Consider the following 21,323-nt stretch of genomic DNA (forward strand, 5'->3'; position numbering starts at 1 on the left):
CTACTTGAGGCAACGAATCAACCTTCCCGGAGGTATTGACATGAGGCAACAGGGAGGTCAGACGTTAAACCTAAACTCCACCACGTTCCGTAGCCGAATAACCTTTTATAGCGGAGCCTCTCGGCCGCTTGCCGTCTGACGTGGCGCTAGCGTCGACAACGTCATGACTTCAATAGCTCGGGACGCCTTCGCAGTTCTGCCAATTCACTTTCGCATGACGTAACAACGTGTCGCTGGTCCGCTTCGCGCCCGAAGTCGCGAAGGGCGCGAACATCTTTTACCCAGGCGCGAAGGTCAGCTCCTTCGTCTCGACGAGTAACCGCCTGCACTACCCGATTCCAGTCTTCCTCGTGCCAGGGAGAAGCGCCGTCTAACCGGCTTGCCGCCACGATGGCGCTCAAGTGGAGCGCTGTGCGCTCCACAGGCAACTGTCCTAACCCATCCGCATACTGACGGACTCGCTCGAAGGAAGTGGTGAAGATACGCTGTCCGAGATCTGTGATGAGCCGGACCTCTGCATGTTCTACCGAAGCCGGAAACATCGCGCTGAGTGCGGCAGACAGCGTCATCCATTCAGGCTCCGGCCCGCTCACTTGGATTGACAGCGCGTCCCCGTATACGTGAATCGAGTCGCAGGTGAGGTTAAAGGCTCCGAGGAACAGCGCCACCGCAGCGTGGCGGTCACGGGGAGCCAAGTACGCGTCGTAGGACAGATCTGCCCCAAGGCGAGTCATGGCAAGGGTCACCCCGACGAAAGTCGCCATCGTCGTTTCAAGGTACGCGAGGACCTTGTCAACGAACTCATCGATCGAGAACTCTTCGTCTCCGATTCGGATACCGCCCTCCGTCAGGTCCAACCCCGCGTGACCGCCGGCGTTCCTCAATGCGGGGGTGAGATTCTCGTTTAGCAGCAAACCGGGGTACGCCGACGCGGCCTTCTTTGTGGCGTGGCCACCACTCTTGCCCACCAGACGATCGTACTCATCTATCGAATTTGCCAGCATGGTCGCGAGGGCGTGCCGAAGGACCCCGTCTCGCCAGGTCGCCACGGCAATCACCGCGCTCTGTGCCGCCTCGAGGTCGCTGCTGCCGTGCGATGAAATCGCAAGGTGCATCGACATGGCTCCGCTCGCGAGGTAAGCCGCTGCGCGCGCGTGAGCGCGCCGCCAATCATCCGACTCAGCGAGGGTGTCACCCCCCCATGGTCGTCGCATCGTCGGCGACACCAACGACCTCGGTGAATGCCTCGAGATCGAACAACTTCTGAGCCAAAAGCAGGATGGTTTGCGATTGGAGACCCGTGCCCGGTATGGCGGCATCCCAGCCGAACCCTGATGAAAGTGCGGCGTCAAGCTCGGTTACAGACGAAACCCAATCGACACTCAAGCGAGCCTCCCGGCCGATGCGGTTCATACCCTCCAGTGGGAATCCACTTGCAAACGCTTCTTCCGCGGCATCCAGCTCAGTGATCTCGTCGAGTGCGGCCTCTGCCTCACCGATGAGATGGTTGCCCCGCCGCTCGAGTTTTTGAGCCGCATGGATATCCCGAGCACACAGCGCGTCCACAAAGAGCTCGATTCCTTCTGAGAATCTGCGAAGCGCCCGACCGATCACTTTGCCACGGTTCCGTTGCGGTCGCGGGAGCGGGTTACTCCAGCTCGCCACCATCTGGTCCATATCGCCAAAGGAGGCGACCAACGCGTCGGCAGTCCGGCCAAATCTCGACGCGTCGGAAAGAGCCCGAAGCACCCGATTCAGCACCTTGTCGAAGTCCACAGCCAGAGAGTCCACAACGGGGTAAACGGCAAAGTCGGGCGCTCTACGCCGAGACCTGAACTCAGCGACGACCCGTTCCCGGCGCTGGAGGTCGTTCTGGATCTCATGCGCCTTCGGTCGTTCCCCGCAATCAGGGCAGGCCCGCGCGAGAAGCCGCTGTCCACTGCATGTCCCGCACGTGATCGTGCCGAACTCCAGAAGCAACCCCTTATCCCGCCGTCGTGTACCCACGCTCTGCCCTCCCCCGATCGATGCCGCCCATCTGCATGTCTAAGTACACCAGCCGGTACCGAACGGGTGCGCTGAAGTGTCAAGCTGCCACCAGAACGCGCACCAGTCTCAGAGTTCGAAGGTCAGAGGTTAGACCGAAAAGCGGAAAATCTGCGCTTCGAGACATCGCCTCCGAGGACGCCATCGACCTGCTACCTGGGCCCGAGATGACCTTCACTTTCGACGCTGCGACAGCCAGGCCCAAACCTGTTCTTTAAACGGCTTTAGACGTCTGTACGCATCACGCGCGAACGCTATTTGCCACTCAAAGTCCTCTTGACGGAGCTCCGCATGAATGTGGATGTAGTTTCGCGCCGTGTAGTATCCCGCGATCTCGTGACCGAGACCCTCGTTAATCATTCCTAGATCGACGGCAGCAGCAACCTTGCTGTCGAACCGAATCTTTGACTCCTGCGTGCGGCGCGGCGCATGAACTGCACCGACGATGTCTTCGGCGTCATCTGCATCGAGTCGACGGATACGGTCCATAACATGACCCGGCAACTCCCGCTGAACTAGCGCACGGTATTCGGACAGGCGCTGGACCACCGGCTCGTTGGATGCCTCTACGAAGAGGAGATGATGGATCGATGCTTCGTAAATCGACGCGTACTGCTGGACCTGCAACTGAACCTGAGACTGCGTCGCCCAGGGCTCGTCGATACGCAGGCTTTCCCAGAGTTTGTATAGATATCTGGCCGCATAGAACTCCTGCCCGAGTCGGTCACGACGCTCCAGGTCATTAATAAAGTCAAAATAGCTGACGTGCCACGCGAGATCGCCAGCTAAGTCATTGCGAGCGTATTCCACTGTCTGCGAACGCATAGGTTCAGAGAGCGGCATACTCAGTCCTCCAAATGTCGATTAGGTAGTGCGCTCTATTCAAGCGCTACTAATGATCGCCGCGAGCACGATGTATCCCCAACGTCTCTTTGTCCGAAACACCGTCTATACGTTGAAGCGGAACTCCACCACGTGCCCACACATACCAACCTGTGGCGGCAGTCCGCTCAACCATGCTGTAAACTCCGCCGAATCAATCAACGTTGGCTCAGCTCGAAAAACTGGATTCCACCGAGTTTCGTGACTTGCAGACCCTCAGACCGCACCGATCAGGCACCGAAACTTTCCTCTGTGCGCCAGTCAGCGTCTGCAAGAACACGCTCCAGCGCATCAGTGGGCCCGAGGGTGGCGTCGAACACCGATTCTGCCAAACCGGCAACCCGATCTTCGCAGCGGTACCAGGACGTGACATCCGCCTCTGACACCTCGGCCGCCAGCGCTTTGGTGCGGTGCCGCTTGAGCGTCTCCTCGAGCGAAAGTTCGTAGTAATAGCAGCGAGTCAGACCAGCATGATCGTTTCGCAACTGCGTGAGCATCTCGCCATAGCTCTCGGAATGCAGGATGCCTTCGATGACCACGTCGAGACCGTTGTCGAGTGCGAACCGTGCCGACAGGTCGATGTACGGAACGCTCAGCGCACCGGGATGGTCACGAACATGAAGGACTTCTCGCCGCAGCACGTCATGACCGATAATCGCCACGCCCCGCGGTCGTGCAGCTCGAATAGCGTGCGCCAGCTGCGACTTCCCGCTACCCGAGTTCCCGCGGATGATGATCAGACGAGTAACCTCCGAGCCGGTCACCCCAGATGTCATGCGACCTTGAGCGGCGTGATCGCAGCGACCTTGTCGCGCAGAGTCCGTCGCTCAAGCCGCAGCTCGTAGTTCGACTGCAGGTTCATCCAGAACTCCTCGGAGGTCCCGAAGTACCGGGCCAGGCGAATCGCCGTATCCGCAGTGATTCCCCGCTTGCCGTGCACGATCTCGTTGATCCGACGCGGCGGCACCCCGATGGACACAGCCAGCTTGTTCTGCGTGATCCCGAAGCCCTCGATGAAGTCCTCCATCAGGATCTCTCCCGGGTGGATCGGCTCGATCAGGTCGGCCTCAGTGGTAGTCGACGAGTTCGACATCTTCCGCTCCTCCTTCTGTCCAGACGAAGCAGATACGCCACTGCGCGTTCACACGGACACTGTGTTGCCCACGACGGTCGCCAGCCAGTCGCTCCAAGCGATTCCCCGGTGGGATGCGGAGGTCTTCGACATCCTTCGCCGCATGGATCAGCTCAAGCTTCCGCAGGGCCGCCCGATGCACGGTCCGGTCGATGCGTTTGACGTACTGCTCATGCCAGATGCGCTCGGTGTCCTTGCTGCCGAACGATCTGATCACGCGACAAGTGTATAACGAAGATCGTCAATAACGCTAGACGTTAAACCGGAACTCCACCACGTCCCCATCCTGCATGACGTAGTCCTTGCCTTCCATGCGCACCTTGCCTGCTGCCTTTGCATCCTGCATCGAGCCGGCCGAATCGAGGTCGGCGAACGACACGATCTCAGCCTTGATGAATCCACGCTCGAAGTCAGTGTGAATCACACCGGCAGCCTGTGGTGCTTTATCGCCCTTGTTGATGGTCCAGGCACGCGCTTCCTTCGGGCCCGCGGTGAGATAGGTCTGCAGCCCAAGCGTGTCAAAACCGACTCGCGCGAGCTGGTCCAGGCCAGATTCCTCCTGGCCAAGCGAAGAAAGCAGCTCCTGCGCCTCTTCCTTCGACAGGTCAATGAGCTCCGACTCGGTCTGCGCATCCAAGAACACCGCTTTCGCCGGTGCCACCAGCGCTGCCAACTCGGCCAACTGTGCCTCGTCACCCAGCACATCCTCGTCGATGTTGAAGACATAAATAAACGGCTTCGCGGTGAGCAGCCCCAGTTCACGAATCGGCGCCAAGTCGATTGATGTGCTCGACAAGAGCTTGCCTTCGTTCAAAGCGTCAACGGCCTCTTTCGCCGTATCCAGCACCGAAGCGTCGAGCTTCTTGCCCTTCACTTCCTTCTCGAAGCGCGCAATCGCCTTCTCGAGGGTTTGTAAGTCAGCGAGGATGAGCTCGGTGTTGATGGTCTCCATGTCTGACTTTGGCGACACCTCACCATCAACGTGCACCACATCGGGGTCGTTGAAGCCACGCACGACCTGCGCAATTGCCTCGGCTTCACGAATATTCGCGAGGAACTGGTTGCCAAGCCCCTCACCCTCGGAAGCACCCTTGACGATTCCAGCGATGTCGACAAACGACACAGTCGCGGGCAGGATGCGCTCGGAACCGAAGACTTCTGCCAAACGGTCGAGTCGAGCATCCGGCAGTTCGACAACGCCGACATTCGGTTCAATAGTCGCGAACGGATAGTTCGCAGCCAGCACCGAGTTCTTTGTCAGTGCGTTAAAAAGGGTCGACTTGCCGACGTTCGGGAGTCCTACGATGCCAATTGTTAGAGCCACGGAGAGCCAGTCTAGTCCTGTCCGGAGCTACGTGCCGTGCTGCGCGAACGGCGACCCCACGACAATAAGGAACATCACCGCTGACACCACCGAAAAAGCGAGCAGTGTAATGCCCATAAATGGGCCGACATCCCGGCTGGTGGTCACCGTCGTTTTACGTAGTCGCGGCATCAGCGCCACGAGCCCAAGCGTCTGCACCACGCCAAGAATTGCCATTGCTAGGTCTTGCAAGAGCAGCGCCATCGGGATGAAGTGAATCGCCACCACCATTGCGACCCACCACGCAATCCAACGAGACTGTTTACGCACCGCGAGCACTATCGCTCCGGCCCCTGCGAGAAGGACCTCGGTGCCCACCAGAATTCCGTAGAGGTGGAATTGGCCGTCGAGCGCGCTCCCCGTGTTCCAGTGTCGAAACACCGTGTAACCAAAAATGCCCGTGAACACGAGCCCCAACACGGAACCAACGCCGAGTTTCCAACGTCGGGATTCCGGTGGATCCTCTTGCGCCCACCCGAGCCAGACAACAGTCATCAACCCGAACCAAGCAATCGAAAACGCGTGGTCACGTATAAATTCCGAGAACATCCGTGTTCCCTCCCTACCGACGCAATTAATCCCTGATTGCCTCGCCTTCAGGCTACCGACCGTCACAAACCCGACGCGTCAGGCTCAGCGCGTATGTCGGGGATCGTGCCACCATTGGAAGTGATGTCAGTAGATTTCGTCGCGATCGACTTTGAAACCGCCAATCGGTCCCCCGCTTCCGCATGCGCGGTTGGGCTGCTTCGCATACAGAACGGTCGAATCGTCGATAGCGATGAGTGGCTGATCCAGCCACCCGCCGGCCACGATGAATTCGCGCCCTTCAATGTGCAGTTGCACGGCATCAGTGCTGACAGAGTTAAGAACTCGCCGGACTGGCCAGCCTCGCTTCGTCGCATCCTTGATTTCACTCGGGGGGATGTGCTGGTCGCGCACAATGCCTCTTTCGACATGGGCGTACTGGTCGCCGCAACCAAGGCAAGTCATCTGCCTGTGCCGCAACTGCGCTATTTCTGCTCGTTAAGGCTTGCTCGTAAGAGTTACTTTCTGAAGTCGTATTCGCTCCCCCACGCCTCGCGTGCCGCCGGCTACGACCTCACCAATCACCACGACGCACTCGCGGATGCCGAAGCATGTGCCGCTATTGTCGTTGATGTAGCTCACACTCGTGGCGGCATCTCAATTGATGAACTCAGTAGCGTTACTGGTGTGCACATCCAAAGCCTGCGGCCGAGCGACCCTCCTGCACTCGACAGCCTCGTGAGCGGCGCAACGTTCTAATCACCCACCCCGGATCCCGAAAGGACTCACCGTGGATACGCCTCGCTGGAAGCAACTCCTCAATCGCCCGGAGCAAATCGACCCCTCGGGAGTCGATATCGCGATCATTGCGGATGCTGGCGACGTGGCGTATCGGACGGCGCTCAGCAAATGGAACAAGTTGCGTCACGGTACCGATCGGGATGCACACGCCGGCATCGCCTATGTCCTCGCGGATGCGTTTGATGACCATCGCGGGCTGGAAGAAATTGCCACCGAATGGCCGGAGATTTTCCCGGAAGAGTTTGCGTGGCGCACGATGGTCGCGGAGCCGACCAAGCCGCTCCGCGAAATATTTGGACCGAAGTCACTTGCCGTGCTCAAGCGATGGTTAGAAGCGAATAACGGTCAGCCGCTGCCGAAGGAAGCCGCTCGCACGGCCCGGGCGCTGCATCCGGATGATCGGGGGCAGATCTACCTCCCCCTGCGACGAGAACTCATCAACAATGCAGAACCGGAAGAATTGGATGCGGCAGAGCGCATCGCGGATGACCTGCTGATTGCGGCGGCCGCGGCGACCCCCGACCGAACCGAGGTGCGGCGCACTGTCCTGTCATATTGGGGTCAAGAGCCACCGCTTGATGATGTGCCCACCGCGGAACCAGATCCCGGTGAGGTGCCAGCCGCCTGGGACGCAACCTGCGCAATGATCGCGAATTCGCAGCACTCGACCTTTGCCGACCGTGTGATCGCAATTGTGGCCGACGACGAAGAGTCCTGGAACGGCCCCGGTAGTGATGCGGAGTCATTCGTGCGCGCGCTGGGTAAATCAGCGGGCAGCACCGCGGATGCGAAGCTACTGGAAATTGCGAAGGCGCAGGTTCCAATGTCTGGTCTCGCGGTGCGGACATTGGCTGAGCGTCGGCGCCGCATTGCCCGAGCAGAGCCAGAGATGGGTGCCCGACTCAAGGCGATCATTATCGGGATGCGGGAGCACGAGGTGCTGATCGAGACCCCCGGAGCAGCCACACGACTCGCCCTCGCGAAGCAACGAAAAGCGGATGAGGACCCGAAGAAGGTGGCCGCAATCGTCGCCGAGGCAATGGGACGGCCCACCGGTGACGAGCTCGCGCCGGAATGGGCTGCTTTCACCGCGTGGCTCGATAACGCACAGCTGCCGGCACCGACACCGGTACCCGCTGTCGCACCCAGCAAACGAAGCGATGACCGAGGTTTGGGCCGATTTTTCGGACGCTCAGGCCGCAACTAACGGCGTAGTTCGTTTGGGATGTCGGAGGCTCGTGCGAGGCTTCGGACATGGAAATGCTTTGGATCTTGCTCGCACTGCTCATTGGAGTCCTGATCGGCGCCGTCGGTACCGCGGTGGTGTTTCGCGCTCGAAACACGGCGCTCGCTGAACGCACGGCGATTGCCGACACCCGCGTTGCGGAATTGCGCGCCCAAATAGACACGCAGCATCAGCAGCGAGTCAGTGACGATCGTGTCCTGCGCGAGCTACTTCCGGTTCGCACCGAGTTAGAGCGGATGCGGGGCACCGTGCAGACCCTCGAGCAGGAGCGGCTCGAGTTGCACGGCCAGATTTCTGAGCAGCTACGCGTCCAAGCGCAGGCGGACGTCGAGTTGCGTGCGTCAACCGAGCAACTCGCCTCGGCGTTGAAGTCGAACACCGAGCGCGGTTCCTGGGGTGAGTCGCAGCTGCGTAATCTGTTGGAGGCAACGGGAATGCTTGAGCATATTGACTTCGACGTGCAGCAGCAGTTTACGCACGACGATGCGGTGCTTCGGCCCGACGCACTCGTGCATTTGCCCGGCGACCACGCACTCATCATTGACGCGAAAGCACCAATGAACCGGTATCTCGAAGCGATGCAACTGCCCACTCCCGGCACCGAGGAGGATCGAAAGCGTCGCAAGCAGCTCTTGGCGGATCATGCGCGAACCGTACGCGGTCACGTGGATGCACTGCGAGTCCGCGACTATCCCTCGGCCGTTCCCGGATCCCCGCGCTTGGTCGTGGCCTATTTGCCGAGCGAATCGGCCCTCTCGGCGGCGGTCGCCGCTGATCCCGGACTCTTGGATTACGCCTTCGGGAAGGATGTTGCGCTCGCCTCCCCGGTGACGTTATGGGCAATTTTGCGATCGGTGGCAGCTGCTTGGCAACAAGAGCGCGTCACTGAGTCAGTCGCGGAGATTCTCGAGCTCTCATCGCAGCTGTACAGCCGACTCGGCACGGCGGCCGGACATCTCGCGAAGCTCGGACGACAACTCCGCGGCTCGGTCGACGCCTATGACAGCTTGGTTGGATCAATGGAGACCAGAGTTTTCCCCACCGCCCGCAAACTTGGCGAATTCGATGGTGCCTCGAAGCCGCTACCGACCAGCAAGCCGGTCGGAAAAGCACCACGCCCGCTCAGCGCTCCAGAATTCACCGAATTGGAGACGGCTGAGCGGACGAGTGAAGAGTCCGGGGTTCGCTAGAACTTACGCTTCGTCAGCGAGCCACTTGTCGCTGCGGTGCGTTGCCGTAACGCGGCGGAACGTACCCGAGCGGGCACGAAGCACCACCGAGTCCGTGGTGATCTGATTGCGCTCACGGTTCACACCGCGAACCAGGCCGCCATCGGTCACTCCCGTACAGACGAAGAAGGTGTTGTCGGTGCGCACAAGATCGTCCTGAGTGAGTACCCGGTCGAGATCGTGACCGGCATCGATCGCGTTCTGACGCTCCTCATCATTGCGCGGGTGCAGGCGGCCCTGCATGACGCCGTCAAGCCCCTTGATGGCACACGCCGTAATGATGCCCTCCGGGGTCCCGCCGATACCGACGCACATGTCAATGCGTCCGTCCTCGAGTGCCGCGTTAATGCCGCCAGCAACATCGCCATCAAGCATGAGTTCAGTCCCCGCACCGGAGGCGCGGATATCGGAGATGAGTTGCTCGTGACGTGGGCGGTCGAGGACGGCAATATTCATGTCCTCAACATCTTTACCGAGTGCGTTCGCGAGGTCCTTGATGTTGTCGCCGATTGGCCGCTCGAGGTCAATGATGCCCTTACCTGCCGGGCCGGTGACGATCTTGTCCATGTAGAAGACCTCTTTGGGGTTGTACATGGTGCCGCGGTCCGCAACGGCAATCACCGAGAGTGCGTTCTGGCGACCGGCAGCGGTCAGGCTCGTGCCGTCAATCGGGTCTACGGCGATGTCGCACAACGGTCCGCGACCGTTTCCGACGATCTCACCGTTGAACAGCATGGGGGCTTCGTCCTTCTCGCCCTCACCGATCACGACTTCGCCCTGGAACTCGACGGTCGCAAGAAACTTTCGCATTGCATCCACGGCGGCACCATCGGCCGCGTTCTTGTTCCCCCGTCCGATCCACGGCACCGCACGAATTGCGGCGGCCTCGGTGGCGCGGACGAGTTCCATAGCGAGGTTACGGTCTGGGTGCTCGATCAGCTCTGCTTCTTTGCGCGAGGCTGCATCATTGGCTGCGGTCACGGTGAACCCTTTCGACGTTGTGCATCTATGTCTCAACAGTAGTCAGTGGCGCTCGGGAATCGGTGAACGAGCGTCGATAGACTGCCCATGTCGTTTGACTAATAAGGAGTCTTCAATGCCAATCGCCACGCCCGACCAGTACGCAGAAATGCTTGACCGCGCGAAGAACAACGGCTTCGCCTATCCTGCCATCAACGTTTCGAGCTCCGCCACGATCAATGCTGCCCTCCAGGGCCTCACCGAAGCAGGATCGGACGGGATCATCCAGGTGACCACCGGTGGCGCAGACTACTTTGCCGGTCACACTCGGACGGCACGCGCATCCGGCGCCCTCGCCATGGCCGGTTTCGTGCACGAAGTGGCAAAAAACTACCCGATCACCGTCGCGCTCCACACCGACCACTGCCCCAAGAACGCACTCGATAACTTCCTCTACCCGCTCATTGAGGCATCCACCGAGGCGGTCAAGGCGGGGAACGAGCCGATCTTCCAGTCGCACATGTGGGATGGTTCCGCGGTTCCGCTGGAGGAGAACCTCGAGATTGCGAAGGAGATCCTCCCCCGCCTCCACAACAACAACCAGATCCTCGAAGTGGAGATCGGTGTTGTCGGTGGTGAAGAAGACGGGGTGGTCGGAGAGATCAACGACAAGCTGTACACCGACCTTGAAGACGCCATCGCCACCGTCGAAGCCCTCGGTCTCGGTGAGCAGGGTCGCTACATGACCGCGCTGACCTTTGGAAACGTGCACGGTGTGTACAAACCGGGCAATGTGAAGCTCCGCCCCGAAATCCTCGCAGAAATTCAGGCCGGACTCGCCGAAAAGTACGGCACCGAGGCAAAGCCCCTCGACCTCGTCTTCCACGGCGGTTCCGGATCGACCAGCGAAGAAATCGCGACGGCAGTTGCAAACGGTGTCATCAAGATGAACATCGACACTGACCTCCAGTACGCCTACTCACGATCCGTCGTGGACAGCGTCCTCAAAAACTACGACGGTTTCCTCAAGATTGACGGCGAGGTCGGCAACAAGAAGGTATACGACCCCCGCTCGTGGGGCAAGAAGGCCGAATCTGCCATGGCAGCCCGCCTCATCGAAGCCACCCAGCAGCTCGGCTCGCACGGCCAGTCGCAGTCCATCTAGTGTCGGGACCAGCTCCATCCGGGCCTCGGGGCAACACTCCGGGGCCCGGCGCCGGTCTATCACCCGAAGAGATCCGCGAAGTACGACGCCGCAGCGACAAAATGATCGGCATCATGCTGTTCATCATCGGTATCTTCGCGACCGTCGTGAATATGACCGTCGTCACCGCAGACGGGATCGCACAGCAGGCAGCGCTCGCCTTTGAGCAGTATCAAATCGGTGAGTACGTTCGTCCGGAAGGGCTCGAAGCGCTCGGCCTCGTCGGGATCATCCTGCATCCGCTCAACTACGCCATCTGGCTCTATGTTGCGCTCAAGCGCTGGCAAGCCAAGAAATTCGGCGGCTGGTGCGCAATCGTGGGCGCCGTCATTGCGCTCCTGTTGAGCCTTACAATTCTCATGATCGGGCTCATGGCGCATCCCGAAATGATTGCCTGGGTCGAGCAGGGTGCACCGATGCCCACACCGACACCAACGCCCTAGAAATTAGGCACGCGCCGCCCGACCACCGAGTGCGCGGTCGTCGTTCTTGAGTTCTTGACGAAGCTCCTTCGGCAGCGAGAACATCAGGTCTTCGACCGCGGTTTCGACTTCCGCCACATCGGCATAGCCGGCAGTGGCGAGTGCCGCCATGGCCTCCTCGACGAGGACCTCCGGCACTGAGGCACCCGAGGTGACGCCGATGGTTGCCACGCCGTCGAGCCACGCCTGCTGAATCTCCTCGGCGAAGTCGATCCGGTACGCCGCTTTCGCGCCATACTGCAGGGCCACCTCGACCAGACGCACCGAGTTCGATGAGTTTGCCGAGCCCACCACGATCACCAGGTCCGCCTCTGCCGCAATGTTCTTGATGGCGGCCTGCCGGTTCGTGGTGGCGTAACAGATATCATCCGAGGGCGGATTCTGCAGATTTGGGAAACGCGTCCGGAGACGATTGACGGTCTCCATCGTTTCGTCCACCGACAGCGTGGTTTGTGAGAGCCAGACCACGTTGTCCGGGTCGTCGACCACCACCGTGTCCGCTTCGTCCGGATTATTCACAATCGTAACGCGGTCGCCGCCGTGGCCCGCGGTGCCCTCCACCTCTTCGTGACCGTCGTGCCCAATCAGCAGGATCTGCTGACCCTTTTTTGAGAACCGCGTCGCCTCGCGGTGCACCTTGGTGACCAGGGGGCAGGTGGCGTCAATAGTGCGCAGGTTCCGGTCGGCCGCGGCTTCCTTCACCATCGGCGAAACGCCGTGAGCCGAAAACACGAGGTGAGAGCCTTCCGGAACTTCGTCGACCTCCTCGACGAAGATCGCGCCTCGTTGCTCAAGCTCGGCGACCACGTGCTTGTTGTGCACGATCTGTTTACGCACATAAACCGGTGCACCATAGTGATCGAGCGCTTTATCCACAGCCACGACCGCTCGGTCGACTCCCGCACAGTATCCTCGAGGGGCGGCCAAAAGCACACGCTTGCGGCCCGCAACGGGACGGTCTTCGAGCACCACCGCGGGTCGAGGGACCCGAGGAGTAGGAAGCAGCACTACGGGATCAGTCACCCCTCCAGTCTACAGAGCCACCAATTCGATCAATACGCAGGGAATGGGATGCACATGGCGACGCCGTCGAGCCCCGAACAGCCGTTTCAGGTGAGTTTTATCTCACAGTCCGTTCGTGAATGGATCAGCCGACTCGGCGCCGCCTGGATCGAAGGTGAGCTGACCAGTTACGACGTGCGCGGTGGTCACGCCTATGCGAAGCTGCGCGATCTCAATGAGGATGCGTCGGTGTCGCTCACGGTCTGGCGCAGCGTGCGCGAGCGCATCAACAGCGATTTCAAAAAAGGCGACCGCGTCATCGTCAATGCGAAGCCGGATTTCTGGGTCAAGGGCGGCACCCTGTCCTTCCAGGTCTACGACATGCGTCAGGCGGGCGTGGGCAATCTGCTCGAGCAGCTCGAGAAACTGCGACGCAAACTCACCGAAGAAGGGCTGTTCGCCCCCGAACTCAAGAAACCGCTCCCGTTTCTTCCGCAGCGTATCGGGCTCATTACGGGTCGCGATTCGGACGCGGAAAAGGATGTGCGGCGCAATTCCGAGCTTCGCTGGCCCGCGGTGGAGTTCACCACGATCCACACACGCGTGCAGGGCGACAATACGGTTCCGGAGGTGATCGCGGCAATACAGACACTCGACGCGGATCCGGATATCGATGTCATCATCATTGCTCGCGGAGGCGGTGACTTCCTGCATCTACTCCCCTTCTCCGATGAAGCACTGGTCCGTGCTGCCGCGGCCGCGCTCACGCCGATTGTCAGCGCAATTGGCCACGAAGCCGACCGACCGTTACTTGACGATGTCGCTGACCTCCGCGCATCCACACCGACCGATGCAGCCAAGCGCGTCGTGCCCGATGTTGCCGAACAGCTCGACATGGTCGAGCAAGCCCGGGCGCGCATCCGTCGTCGCGTTACCGAAAAAATCCGCGTCGAAACGCAGTATTTTGACTCCCTCCGCTCACGGCCCGCGATTGCGAACCCGGTGTGGATGATCGATCAGCGTGGCGAGGACCTCATGCGTCTCGCAGCACGCGGTGTCGAGCTGGTGGATCGTCGGCTCGTGTACGCCACCGATGCGACCACCTCATTGCGACAGCGGCTCAACTCGCTCTCCCCGCTCGGCACGCTCGAGCGCGGCTACGCGATTGTGGAACGGATCGAGGATGCCGGCTCACACGTCGTCACCGCCACCGACCAGGTCTCCCCCGGCAATACGCTCAGTATCCGCGTCACTGATGGAAGAATCGAGGCAACCGTAGAATGAACGCCATGGCAGCATCCGAAGCCCCCACTCCCCGTCCCGTTGAAAGCATGAGTTTCGAGGAAGCACGTGACGAGCTTGCGCTCATCGTGCAGTCCCTCGAACAGGGTTCACAAACCCTCGAAGACTCACTGCAGCTCTGGGAGCGCGGTGAAGCCCTGGCGGCCCGCTGCGAACAGTGGCTCAAGGGCGCTCGTGAGCGTCTCGAACGTGCTCGTGAAGAGCAACAAGCACCGGCCGATTCGGCCGACAAGGAGTAATTCAGTTGGCCAAGCGCCCCAAACCCCCCGCGATTGTCGCCGAGCTCGGCCGTCCGGAGACACCGGAAGAGACCGCAGCCCGAAAGGCCGAAAACTCGCGGCTCTACCGCCAACGAAAGACAATCAACAACCTGGTTGCGGCGATCGGTGTATCCCTGCTCGCTGTTGCCGCGATCGTGTTCATGGTGCCTCGTAACGACAACGAGGTGCTTCGCGACGTCGACTTCAGCGAGGTCGCCTCGCAGGCACAGCCCGGCTATGAACAGCCACTTGCCGACCCTGCCGTGCCGGAGCATTGGCAGTCGAACCAGGCGGAAATTCGTACCGGCGCAGACGGGGTGACCGAGTGGTACATCGGCTTCATGCTCCTCGAGGACGACCAAGCCGTTGAGTACGTCGGTCTCAGCCAGGGCATCAACGCCAACGACACCTGGACCTACGAAAAAGTCGACCAGCGGAGCCCAACCGGGGCGATCACGATTAACGGTGAGGAGTGGGTCGAATACGACTACTCCGAGCTTGATTCTGACGAGGCGGGCAACACTCGCTATTCGCTCGTCCGGGAAGTCGATGACTCGGTCTACGTGCTCTACGGTTCCCACTCGGCCGAGTCGGTACAGGAACTCGCGGCGCTTGTGCCGTAATTGACCGTGAATCGCTGAAGTCGCTAAACCAACAAAAAAATTGGCTGGCCCACGCATCCGCACGGGCCAGCCAATTTTGTTGTTCGCGATGAACCTTAGAGGTTCGGCGAAGTCATCTTGAGCACGTCAAGTTTCTCGTCGAGTTCTGCCTCGGTGATCTCGCCGCGCTCCACAAAGCCGAGGTCGATGACGGCCTGGCGTACGGTGACCTTTTCGGCCACCGCGTGCTTCGCAACCTTCGATGCGGCTTCGTAGCCGATAACGCGGTTGAGCGGGGTCACGATCGAGGGCGAGGACTCTGCGAGTTCACGTGCACGCTCTTCGTTCGCGACCAGACCATCAATGGTCTTGTCGGCAAACACGTGCGAGGAGTTTGCGAGCAGGCGAATCGATTCGAGCAGCGCGGTCGCCATGAGCGGGATCTGCACATTGAGTTCGAAGGAACCGGATGCGCCACCGAAGGCAATCGCGGCGTCGTTTCCGATCACGCGCGAGCACACCATGAGCACTGCCTCGGGGACAACCGGGTTGACCTTACCCGGCATGATTGAGGAGCCCGGCTGCAGGTCTGGGATAGCAAGCTCGCCAAGTCCGGTGTTCGGGCCGGAGCCCATCCAGCGCAGGTCGTTGTTGATCTTCGTCAGCGAGACCGCGATGGTGCGCAGCGCGCCCGAAGCCTCAACAAGTGCGTCGCGCGCGCCCTGTGCCTCAAAGTGGTTCTCGGCTTCGGTGATCGGCAGTTTCGTGCTCGACGCCAGTTCAGCAATGACCTGTGCGGAGAAACCCTTGGGTGTGTTGATACCGGTACCGGTGGCGGTGCCGCCGAGGGGTACCTCTGCCACGCGCTCAATCGTGGCCATTACCCGGTCAATCCCGAGACGAATCTGGCGTGCGTATCCCGAGAACTCCTGACCGAGCGTGACCGGAGTGGCGTCCATGAGGTGGGTGCGGCCGGCCTTGACGACGTCCTTCCACAGATCAGCCTTCGCTTCGAAGGACTCAGCAAGGTGCTGCAGCGCAGGAACGAGGTCTTCCAACAGCGCACCGGTGACGGCGACGTGTACCGAGGTGGGGAAAACATCGTTCGAGGACTGCGAAGCGTTGACGTGGTCGTTAGGGTGCACCGTGTCACCGAGGGCCTGCGTGGCAATGGTCGACAGGACCTCGTTCATGTTCATGTTCGAGGAAGTACCGGAACCGGTCTGGTACACGTCAATCGGGAAGTGATCGAGGTGCTGACCGTTCATGACTTCTTCAGCTGCGGCAATGATTGCCTTCGAGCGGCCATCGTCAATGATGCCGAGCTTCGCGTTCACGATTGCTGCGGCGCGCTTCACCTGCGCGAGCGCAATGATCTGACGATCCTCGAAGCCCTGACCCGAAATGGGGAAGTTCTCCACGGCACGCTGCGTCTGCGCGGCATAGAGCGCGTTCTTCGGAACGCGTACTTCACCCATCGTGTCGTGCTCGATGCGGAACTCGGAATCCTGATTTTCCACCACAGTGAAACCTTTCGATGAGGAATGCGGAACCACACCAGGTTACGCGAGATACCCTGCCCAATAGCCCAACAGGAGGAAAGGCCCGAAGGGGATGTCGGTCTTTCGACGGCGATGTCGGATGAGCGTAATTACGGCGACGACGCCACCCAGCATGATGGCGACCAGGCTGGCGACGAGGATGGCGTGGCTGGTTTGCAATCCGAGGCCAATGCCGAGCGGGAACAGGAGTTTCACGTCCCCCATGCCGAGCCCGCCGCCGAGCGCCAAGAGAAAAGCCAGCACGAGTGTCACCACGCCGGTGACCAATGCCGTCACTGGGAAGGTGCCCGTGAGCATCCACGCAAGCCCGAGCCCAGTAGCCGCGACCGCCCATCCCGGCATCACAATCGCGTTCGGGAGCCTATGCTCGGCAATGTCGAGCTGCATGAGCGTCGGCGTCACCAGCGCGACCCAGCATGCGACATACGCAGCAGCAGACAGTTCCACCCGACGCACTCTAGTGAAAAGTGTGCGCCGGGTGGAAAGTTATCAACAGCTGGTGTCAGCCGACGTTGTAGTCCTCGAGCAGGTCGGTCACGAGTGCGGCGATATCGCTGCGCTCCGAACGCGTGAGCGTGATGTGGCCGAAGAGTTTGTGGCCCTTGAGCGTCTCGATCACCGAGGCGATGCCGTCATGGCGGCCGACGCGAAGGTTGTCGCGCTGTGCGACATCGTGCGTGAGCACCACGCGTGAGTTGATGCCCACTCGCGAGAGCATCGTCAACAGCACATTACGTTCGAGCGACTGCGCCTCGTCCACAATCACGTAGGCGTCGTGTAGCGATCGGCCCCGGATGTGGGTGAGCGGCAGGATTTCAATGATGTCGCGGTCCATGACCTCGTCAAGCACATTGTCCGAAACAATCGAGCTGAGTGTGTCAAACACCGCTTGACCCCACGGGTTCATCTTCTCGTCGTGATCACCGGGCAGGTAGCCGAGTTCTTGGCCACCGACGGCGTAGAGCGGTCGGAAGATCATGATCTTCCGGTGCAGGCGACGTTCAAGGACGCTTTCGAGTCCGGCCGCGAGCGCGAGCGCCGACTTACCGGTACCCGCGCGGCCACCGAGCGAGACGATCCCCACGCTCGGGTCGAGGAGCAGGTCAATCGCAAGTCGTTGTTCGGCGGAACGGCCGTGCACGCCGAACACGTCACGGTCACCGCGGACCAAACGGATGGTTTCCGGCGCGCTGACGCGACCGAGTGCCGAACCGCGCTCCGACTGGATCACCAGCGAGGTGTTCACGGGCAGCCCATCCACCGCAAAGGTGTGCAGTTCGTCGTTCTCGTAAAGCTCACTCACCTCATCGGCAGCGAGACTCACCTGTGCCGATCCGGTGTAGCCGGCGTCAACGGCAAGTTCGTGCCGATATTCGTCGGCTTCGATGCCGATCGAGGATGCTTTGATGCGCATCGGTAGGTCTTTGGAGACCACGGTGACATTGTGACCCTCCGATTTGAGGTTCGCAGACACCGCGAGGATGCGCGAGTCATTGTCGTGCAGCTGCATGCCGCTCGGTAATACCGCTTCATTCGAGTGGTTGAGTTCCACTCGCAAACTGCCGCCTTCGTCGCCGAGCGGCACTGGTTCGTTCAACTGACCGTGCTTTTGCCGGAGTTGGTCTAAAAGTCGAAGCGCCTGGCGGGCGAAATACCCGATCTCCGGATCATGACGCTTCTTCTCGAGTTCGATAATGACGGTAATTGGCAGCACAACTTCATGCTCCTCAAACCGAAAAATTGCACGCGGATCACTCAACAAAACGGAGGTATCAAGCACGTAAACCCTCAATTGCTCTGGGGTTTGCGGCGATACCTCCGATTCGATGGATTGCAGCGTGTTTGGGATGCTGGTGCTAGTCACGGCGCTCGCGCTCCTCTCGATCAGGATGGAACTTCCTGATGCCTTGCACGCTAGCCCCGCGGGTTAACTCAGTCGCTCAGCGAATGCCCGTTTTATGGAACCTTTACTTTGCGTTTACTTCTGCGCGTAACCCAAGTGACGGATGTGACAAAAGTGATCTGAAGTGACACTCAAATCTGTGAAACCTTCAGCCTGCAGTTGAGCTGTTAATCGGATTCTGGCGTGTCTGGCGTGTCGCGCGCATTCCGGCGGGCCGAGGGTGGCTGCGTGCGGCGAGCGGCTATTGCCCGTATCGCCGTTGCCGACTCGCGTAGTCACGCAGGGCACGCAAAAAATCGACCTCTCGGAGATCCGGCCCCAAGGCCTCCACGAAGTAAAACTCGGAGTGCGCGGATTGCCACAGCATGAAATCGCTCAGCCGCTGCTCCCCCGAGGTGCGGATGACGAGATCCGGATCGGGCTGACCTCCCGTGTAGAGGTGCTCACCGATCAATTCCGGAGTAAGAATGTCCGCCAGGGTCTCGATCGACCCACCACTATCGGCATGTGAGCGCACAATCTTGCGCATGGAGTCCACAATCTCGCTGCGCCCGCCGTAACCAATCGCGAGATTTACGTGGGGCCCGCGTGCGCGCTGCGTTTTCCGCTCAACTTCTTCGAGGGTGGCCGCCAATTCCGGTGCCAGTCCCGTAGGAGAACCAACATGCTGCACTTGCCACCGCTCATTGGAAGCAAGGTCCGTCGCGAGTCGCCCAATGATCGACATGAGGTCGCGAAGCTCCTCGGGCGAACGGCTGCGCAGATTATCTTGGGAGAGCAAGTACAGGGTGATTGTCCCGATCCCCGCCCGATCGCACCAAGAAATAAACTCAACCATCTTGGCCGCACCTGCACGGTGACCGGCCGCCGCATCCTGCAGACCCGATTGTTTCGCCCAGCGACGGTTGCCATCAATAATCATCGCCACGTGCGCCGGCCGCGCACTGGTTCGGCGCAGCGAACGCCAGAGGTTCCGCGCATAGAGCTTGTATGCCCATGCGGGTGCGCGGAAACCGGTGCGGCGTTTCACAATGGCGACCTAGACTTCCTTGCTCGGTGAGGTGTCAGTTTCTGACGCATCCTGGCCGGACGCATCCTTGCCGGACGCGTCCTGAGACGTGTCACCCGAGGTCTGGCCACCAGCATCCGAAGCTTCCGCCGCAGCTTCCTCGCGCTCTAGCTGCTCGCGAACCTGCCAGCGCGCCTGGACCCGCGCAGAGCGTCGCATCAGGCCCATTGCAACGAGCCCGACCGCAACCATCATCCCGACGGTCGCGAAAAAGCCGATTGGCCCGGGAGTGACATCCGCAGGATCAAATGCTTCAGTCGGCGTCGGCGTGGGCACTGCCTGGATAAGCCAGATCATTCCCCGGTCAAGCGGCGTCAATTAGTGGTTCCCTTCGAGAATTACCCCGGCAAAGAGGTCGGTTTCGGGCAGCTCCGATTCGACCCGACTCTCCACCAGCTCATAGTCATCGTATGGGTACGCGAGCACCTCGAGATCGCGCGGATACCCGAAAAAGAACTCATTGTCGGGTGCGACCTGGCTCGCGTGGGCACGCAGCGCGTCATCACGACGGTTGAGGTATTTCGAGATCTCGATCTTGGTCGTGCGCTTGCGGTGTTGCTGCAGCAATCGCTCAAGCGCTGCTTCCATCCGATCAGCAAGGTGCTGCAGATCGGGGTGGTCCTTGAGGTGATCGAGCATCGACTTCGCGCGCTCATCGTTCATGGTGCGGTCGAAATACAGCTTCTGCGGCTGCCAGGGCTCGCCGAGTTCGGGGAAGAGATCCGTGCCCGCTTGCTTCCACGCGAGCATCGACACCTCGTGGGTGCGGATGTGGTCAGGATGCGGGTATCCGCCACTTTCGTCATAGGTCACCAAGACATGTGGTCGAAACTCGCGAATGAGCTGGATGAGCGGGCGCACGCTCGTCTCCACCGGGATAGCTGCGAAGGTTCCCGGCTCCAGTGAGCCATCCTCGCGTGCCATTCCGGAGTCCCGGTATCCAAGCCACCGGTGCTCAATACCGAGGACCCGCTGGGCCTCGGCCATCTCGACTCGTCGCAGGCCCGTCAAGTCTCGTTCCGCGTGGGCGCGCGACGGTACGGCGGTGTTGAGGACGTCCCCTGCTTCGCCACCGGTGCAGCTCACGATCATCACTTCATCGCCGCGATCCTCGTAGGCCGCGTAGGTTCCAGCACCCTTGCTCGATTCGTCATCGGGGTGTGCGTGGACCGCGAGAAGTCGAAATGTCATCGAACGCTCCTGTCAAAAATAAAAGTCGGCTCGGGTAAGCTCGTACCTAGCAATAAATAAGCTTATCGCGAGAGAGTTGATCCTTGTCCGACTTAGAAGCGCGCTACGGTGCATCGCGCCGCCGCCCGAAGTCGGAGCCGTCGACAAAACCGAACCGGTTGTGGTGGGTTGCGGTGATTGTCCTATTGCTCGGCACGATCGGGTTTTGGGCGCTTACCTTCGTGGATTCCTCGACGACCGTGGAGTCGCAAACCGCACGTTTCGAGTCGATTTCAGCAACCGAAGCGTCCATCGAGGCACGCGTGTCGGTGAAACCCGGCGAAGAGCTCGTCTGCGCCGTCGAAGCACAAAACGCACTGAAGGCAGTGGTCGGCTATGAGCTGGTGGAATTGCCAGCCATAACCGAGCAACACCGGGTGCTCGCACACACGCTGCGGACCACGCAACCGGCCGATGTGGTGCTCATTCGCGAGTGCTGGATTCCGTAACGGCGCGCGTCACATACCCTGTTGCCTCATGTCAATACCTCCGGGAAGGTTGATTCGTTGCCTCAAGTAGA

Annotated in this window: 25 protein-coding genes; 9 read left to right on the plus strand and 16 right to left on the minus strand. The window is 60.4% G+C overall.

Annotated elements, in window-relative coordinates; genetic code table 11:
• Positions 1-161 precede the first annotated feature (161 nt).
• The 8 genes from ACTHXA_RS14780 to ACTHXA_RS14815 all read right to left on the minus strand — a co-directional run bounded on the left by ACTHXA_RS14780 (position 162) and on the right by ACTHXA_RS14815 (position 5,918).
• A complete protein-coding gene (locus ACTHXA_RS14780; protein WP_441673641.1) occupies positions 162-1,121 on the minus strand; it encodes a hypothetical protein in 960 nt (319 codons plus the stop codon).
• Between the two features lie 70 nt (positions 1,122-1,191).
• A complete protein-coding gene (locus ACTHXA_RS14785) occupies positions 1,192-1,776 on the minus strand; it encodes a hypothetical protein (RefSeq protein ID WP_441673642.1) in 585 nt (194 codons plus the stop codon).
• Between the two features lie 444 nt (positions 1,777-2,220).
• Entirely contained in the window at positions 2,221-2,871 is a 651-nt protein-coding gene (locus tag ACTHXA_RS14790) for a hypothetical protein (protein WP_441673643.1), read from the minus strand.
• A gap of 287 nt (positions 2,872-3,158) precedes the next feature.
• Positions 3,159-3,704, minus strand: a complete 546-nt coding sequence (locus ACTHXA_RS14795) for an AAA family ATPase (protein WP_441673644.1) — start codon at positions 3,702-3,704, stop codon at positions 3,159-3,161.
• On the minus strand, positions 3,701-4,021 hold the full coding sequence (locus tag ACTHXA_RS14800; protein WP_441673645.1) for a HigA family addiction module antitoxin: 321 nt from the start codon (positions 4,019-4,021) through the stop codon (positions 3,701-3,703). The genes ACTHXA_RS14795 and ACTHXA_RS14800 overlap by 4 nt, the downstream gene beginning before the upstream one ends.
• Positions 3,996-4,277 carry a type II toxin-antitoxin system RelE/ParE family toxin gene (locus ACTHXA_RS14805; protein ID WP_441673646.1) on the minus strand — a complete coding sequence of 94 codons (282 nt, stop codon included), beginning with the start codon at positions 4,275-4,277 and terminating at the stop codon, positions 3,996-3,998. The genes ACTHXA_RS14800 and ACTHXA_RS14805 overlap by 26 nt, the downstream gene beginning before the upstream one ends.
• A gap of 33 nt (positions 4,278-4,310) precedes the next feature.
• Entirely contained in the window at positions 4,311-5,384 is a 1,074-nt protein-coding gene (ychF, locus tag ACTHXA_RS14810; protein WP_441673647.1) for a redox-regulated ATPase YchF, read from the minus strand.
• A gap of 27 nt (positions 5,385-5,411) precedes the next feature.
• A complete protein-coding gene (locus ACTHXA_RS14815; RefSeq protein WP_441673648.1) occupies positions 5,412-5,918 on the minus strand; it encodes a hypothetical protein in 507 nt (168 codons plus the stop codon).
• A gap of 177 nt (positions 5,919-6,095) precedes the next feature.
• On the opposite strand from ACTHXA_RS14815, the gene ACTHXA_RS14820 reads away from it, so the two are divergent.
• Genes ACTHXA_RS14820 through ACTHXA_RS14830 form a run of 3 tightly spaced genes read left to right on the plus strand, consistent with a single transcriptional unit; the run spans position 6,096 to position 9,188 of the window.
• Positions 6,096-6,710, plus strand: a complete 615-nt coding sequence (locus ACTHXA_RS14820) for an exonuclease domain-containing protein (protein ID WP_441673649.1) — start codon at positions 6,096-6,098, stop codon at positions 6,708-6,710.
• A gap of 31 nt (positions 6,711-6,741) precedes the next feature.
• The gene (locus ACTHXA_RS14825) at positions 6,742-7,959 is read left to right on the plus strand and encodes a hypothetical protein (RefSeq protein WP_441673650.1); all 1,218 of its coding nucleotides are present in this window, start codon (positions 6,742-6,744) and stop codon (positions 7,957-7,959) included.
• A 47-nt stretch (positions 7,960-8,006) separates the two neighbouring features.
• Positions 8,007-9,188: a DNA recombination protein RmuC gene (locus ACTHXA_RS14830; protein ID WP_441673651.1), complete on the plus strand. Its 1,182-nt coding sequence runs from the start codon at positions 8,007-8,009 to the stop codon at positions 9,186-9,188.
• Positions 9,189-9,191: 3 nt separating this feature from the next.
• On the opposite strand, the gene glpX is transcribed toward ACTHXA_RS14830, so the two are convergent.
• On the minus strand, positions 9,192-10,136 hold the full coding sequence (gene glpX, locus ACTHXA_RS14835) for a class II fructose-bisphosphatase (protein ID WP_441673664.1): 945 nt from the start codon (positions 10,134-10,136) through the stop codon (positions 9,192-9,194).
• A gap of 187 nt (positions 10,137-10,323) precedes the next feature.
• On the opposite strand from glpX, the gene fbaA reads away from it, so the two are divergent.
• Both fbaA and ACTHXA_RS14845 read left to right on the plus strand, forming a co-directional pair.
• A complete protein-coding gene (gene fbaA / locus ACTHXA_RS14840) occupies positions 10,324-11,352 on the plus strand; it encodes a class II fructose-bisphosphate aldolase (RefSeq protein ID WP_441673652.1) in 1,029 nt (342 codons plus the stop codon).
• A complete protein-coding gene (locus ACTHXA_RS14845; protein ID WP_441673653.1) occupies positions 11,352-11,834 on the plus strand; it encodes a DUF6264 family protein in 483 nt (160 codons plus the stop codon). Before fbaA ends, ACTHXA_RS14845 begins: the two co-directional genes overlap by 1 nt.
• Positions 11,835-11,837: 3 nt before the next feature.
• Here the strand turns inward: ACTHXA_RS14845 and ACTHXA_RS14850 are convergent, their stop codons facing one another.
• Positions 11,838-12,896, minus strand: a complete 1,059-nt coding sequence (locus ACTHXA_RS14850; protein WP_441673654.1) for a 4-hydroxy-3-methylbut-2-enyl diphosphate reductase — start codon at positions 12,894-12,896, stop codon at positions 11,838-11,840.
• A gap of 54 nt (positions 12,897-12,950) precedes the next feature.
• Between ACTHXA_RS14850 and xseA the strand changes: the two genes are divergently transcribed.
• From xseA to ACTHXA_RS14865, 3 genes are read left to right on the plus strand one after another with little or no spacing between them, the layout of a single operon-like run.
• Positions 12,951-14,159, plus strand: coding sequence for an exodeoxyribonuclease VII large subunit (gene xseA / locus ACTHXA_RS14855; RefSeq protein WP_441673655.1), 1,209 nt, complete (start codon positions 12,951-12,953; stop codon positions 14,157-14,159).
• 5 nt (positions 14,160-14,164) lie between these two features.
• Positions 14,165-14,416 (plus strand): exodeoxyribonuclease VII small subunit, encoded by a 252-nt coding sequence (locus ACTHXA_RS14860; RefSeq protein ID WP_441673656.1) that lies wholly within the window; start codon positions 14,165-14,167, stop codon positions 14,414-14,416.
• Positions 14,417-14,421: 5 nt separating this feature from the next.
• Positions 14,422-15,060: a DUF4245 domain-containing protein gene (locus ACTHXA_RS14865; RefSeq protein WP_441673657.1), complete on the plus strand. Its 639-nt coding sequence runs from the start codon at positions 14,422-14,424 to the stop codon at positions 15,058-15,060.
• Between the two features lie 95 nt (positions 15,061-15,155).
• Here the strand turns inward: ACTHXA_RS14865 and ACTHXA_RS14870 are convergent, their stop codons facing one another.
• The 6 genes from ACTHXA_RS14870 to mca form a co-directional block, all read right to left on the minus strand.
• Positions 15,156-16,562: a class II fumarate hydratase gene (locus tag ACTHXA_RS14870; protein ID WP_441673658.1), complete on the minus strand. Its 1,407-nt coding sequence runs from the start codon at positions 16,560-16,562 to the stop codon at positions 15,156-15,158.
• A gap of 39 nt (positions 16,563-16,601) precedes the next feature.
• On the minus strand, positions 16,602-17,048 hold the full coding sequence (locus tag ACTHXA_RS14875; RefSeq protein WP_441673659.1) for a prepilin peptidase: 447 nt from the start codon (positions 17,046-17,048) through the stop codon (positions 16,602-16,604).
• A 55-nt stretch (positions 17,049-17,103) separates the two neighbouring features.
• Positions 17,104-18,438, minus strand: a complete 1,335-nt coding sequence (locus tag ACTHXA_RS14880; RefSeq protein WP_441673665.1) for a PhoH family protein — start codon at positions 18,436-18,438, stop codon at positions 17,104-17,106.
• Between the two features lie 307 nt (positions 18,439-18,745).
• Entirely contained in the window at positions 18,746-19,534 is a 789-nt protein-coding gene (locus ACTHXA_RS14885; protein ID WP_441673660.1) for an isoprenyl transferase, read from the minus strand.
• Positions 19,535-19,543: 9 nt separating this feature from the next.
• Positions 19,544-19,891, minus strand: coding sequence for a hypothetical protein (locus ACTHXA_RS14890; protein WP_441673661.1), 348 nt, complete (start codon positions 19,889-19,891; stop codon positions 19,544-19,546).
• Positions 19,892-20,764 carry a mycothiol conjugate amidase Mca gene (gene mca / locus ACTHXA_RS14895; RefSeq protein WP_441673662.1) on the minus strand — a complete coding sequence of 291 codons (873 nt, stop codon included), beginning with the start codon at positions 20,762-20,764 and terminating at the stop codon, positions 19,892-19,894.
• A gap of 83 nt (positions 20,765-20,847) precedes the next feature.
• On the opposite strand from mca, the gene ACTHXA_RS14900 reads away from it, so the two are divergent.
• Entirely contained in the window at positions 20,848-21,252 is a 405-nt protein-coding gene (locus ACTHXA_RS14900; RefSeq protein ID WP_441673663.1) for a DUF4307 domain-containing protein, read from the plus strand.
• Positions 21,253-21,323: the final 71 nt, after the last annotated feature.

Origin of the sequence: Gulosibacter sp. (assembly GCF_052090685.1) — a bacterium.
Classification (GTDB): Bacteria; Actinomycetota; Actinomycetes; order Actinomycetales; family Microbacteriaceae; genus Gulosibacter.

Bases quoted from the DNA above. Each gene is read 5' to 3' on its own strand.
- ACTHXA_RS14780 (WP_441673641.1), bottom strand. From the start codon at position 1,121: ATGTCGATGCACCTTGCGATTTCATCGCACGGCAGCAGCGACCTCGAG.
- ACTHXA_RS14790 (WP_441673643.1), bottom strand. From the start codon at position 2,871: ATGCGTTCGCAGACAGTGGAATACGCTCGCAATGACTTAGCTGGCGAT.
- ACTHXA_RS14795 (WP_441673644.1), bottom strand. From the start codon at position 3,704: ATGACATCTGGGGTGACCGGCTCGGAGGTTACTCGTCTGATCATCATC.
- ACTHXA_RS14800 (WP_441673645.1), bottom strand. From the start codon at position 4,021: ATGTCGAACTCGTCGACTACCACTGAGGCCGACCTGATCGAGCCGATC.
- ACTHXA_RS14815 (WP_441673648.1), bottom strand. From the start codon at position 5,918: ATGACTGTTGTCTGGCTCGGGTGGGCGCAAGAGGATCCACCGGAATCC.
- ACTHXA_RS14820 (WP_441673649.1), top strand. From the start codon at position 6,096: ATGTCAGTAGATTTCGTCGCGATCGACTTTGAAACCGCCAATCGGTCC.
- ACTHXA_RS14830 (WP_441673651.1), top strand. From the start codon at position 8,007: ATGGAAATGCTTTGGATCTTGCTCGCACTGCTCATTGGAGTCCTGATC.
- glpX (WP_441673664.1), bottom strand. From the start codon at position 10,136: ATGGAACTCGTCCGCGCCACCGAGGCCGCCGCAATTCGTGCGGTGCCG.
- fbaA (WP_441673652.1), top strand. From the start codon at position 10,324: ATGCCAATCGCCACGCCCGACCAGTACGCAGAAATGCTTGACCGCGCG.
- xseA (WP_441673655.1), top strand. From the start codon at position 12,951: ATGGCGACGCCGTCGAGCCCCGAACAGCCGTTTCAGGTGAGTTTTATC.
- ACTHXA_RS14860 (WP_441673656.1), top strand. From the start codon at position 14,165: ATGGCAGCATCCGAAGCCCCCACTCCCCGTCCCGTTGAAAGCATGAGT.
- mca (WP_441673662.1), bottom strand. From the start codon at position 20,764: ATGACATTTCGACTTCTCGCGGTCCACGCACACCCCGATGACGAATCG.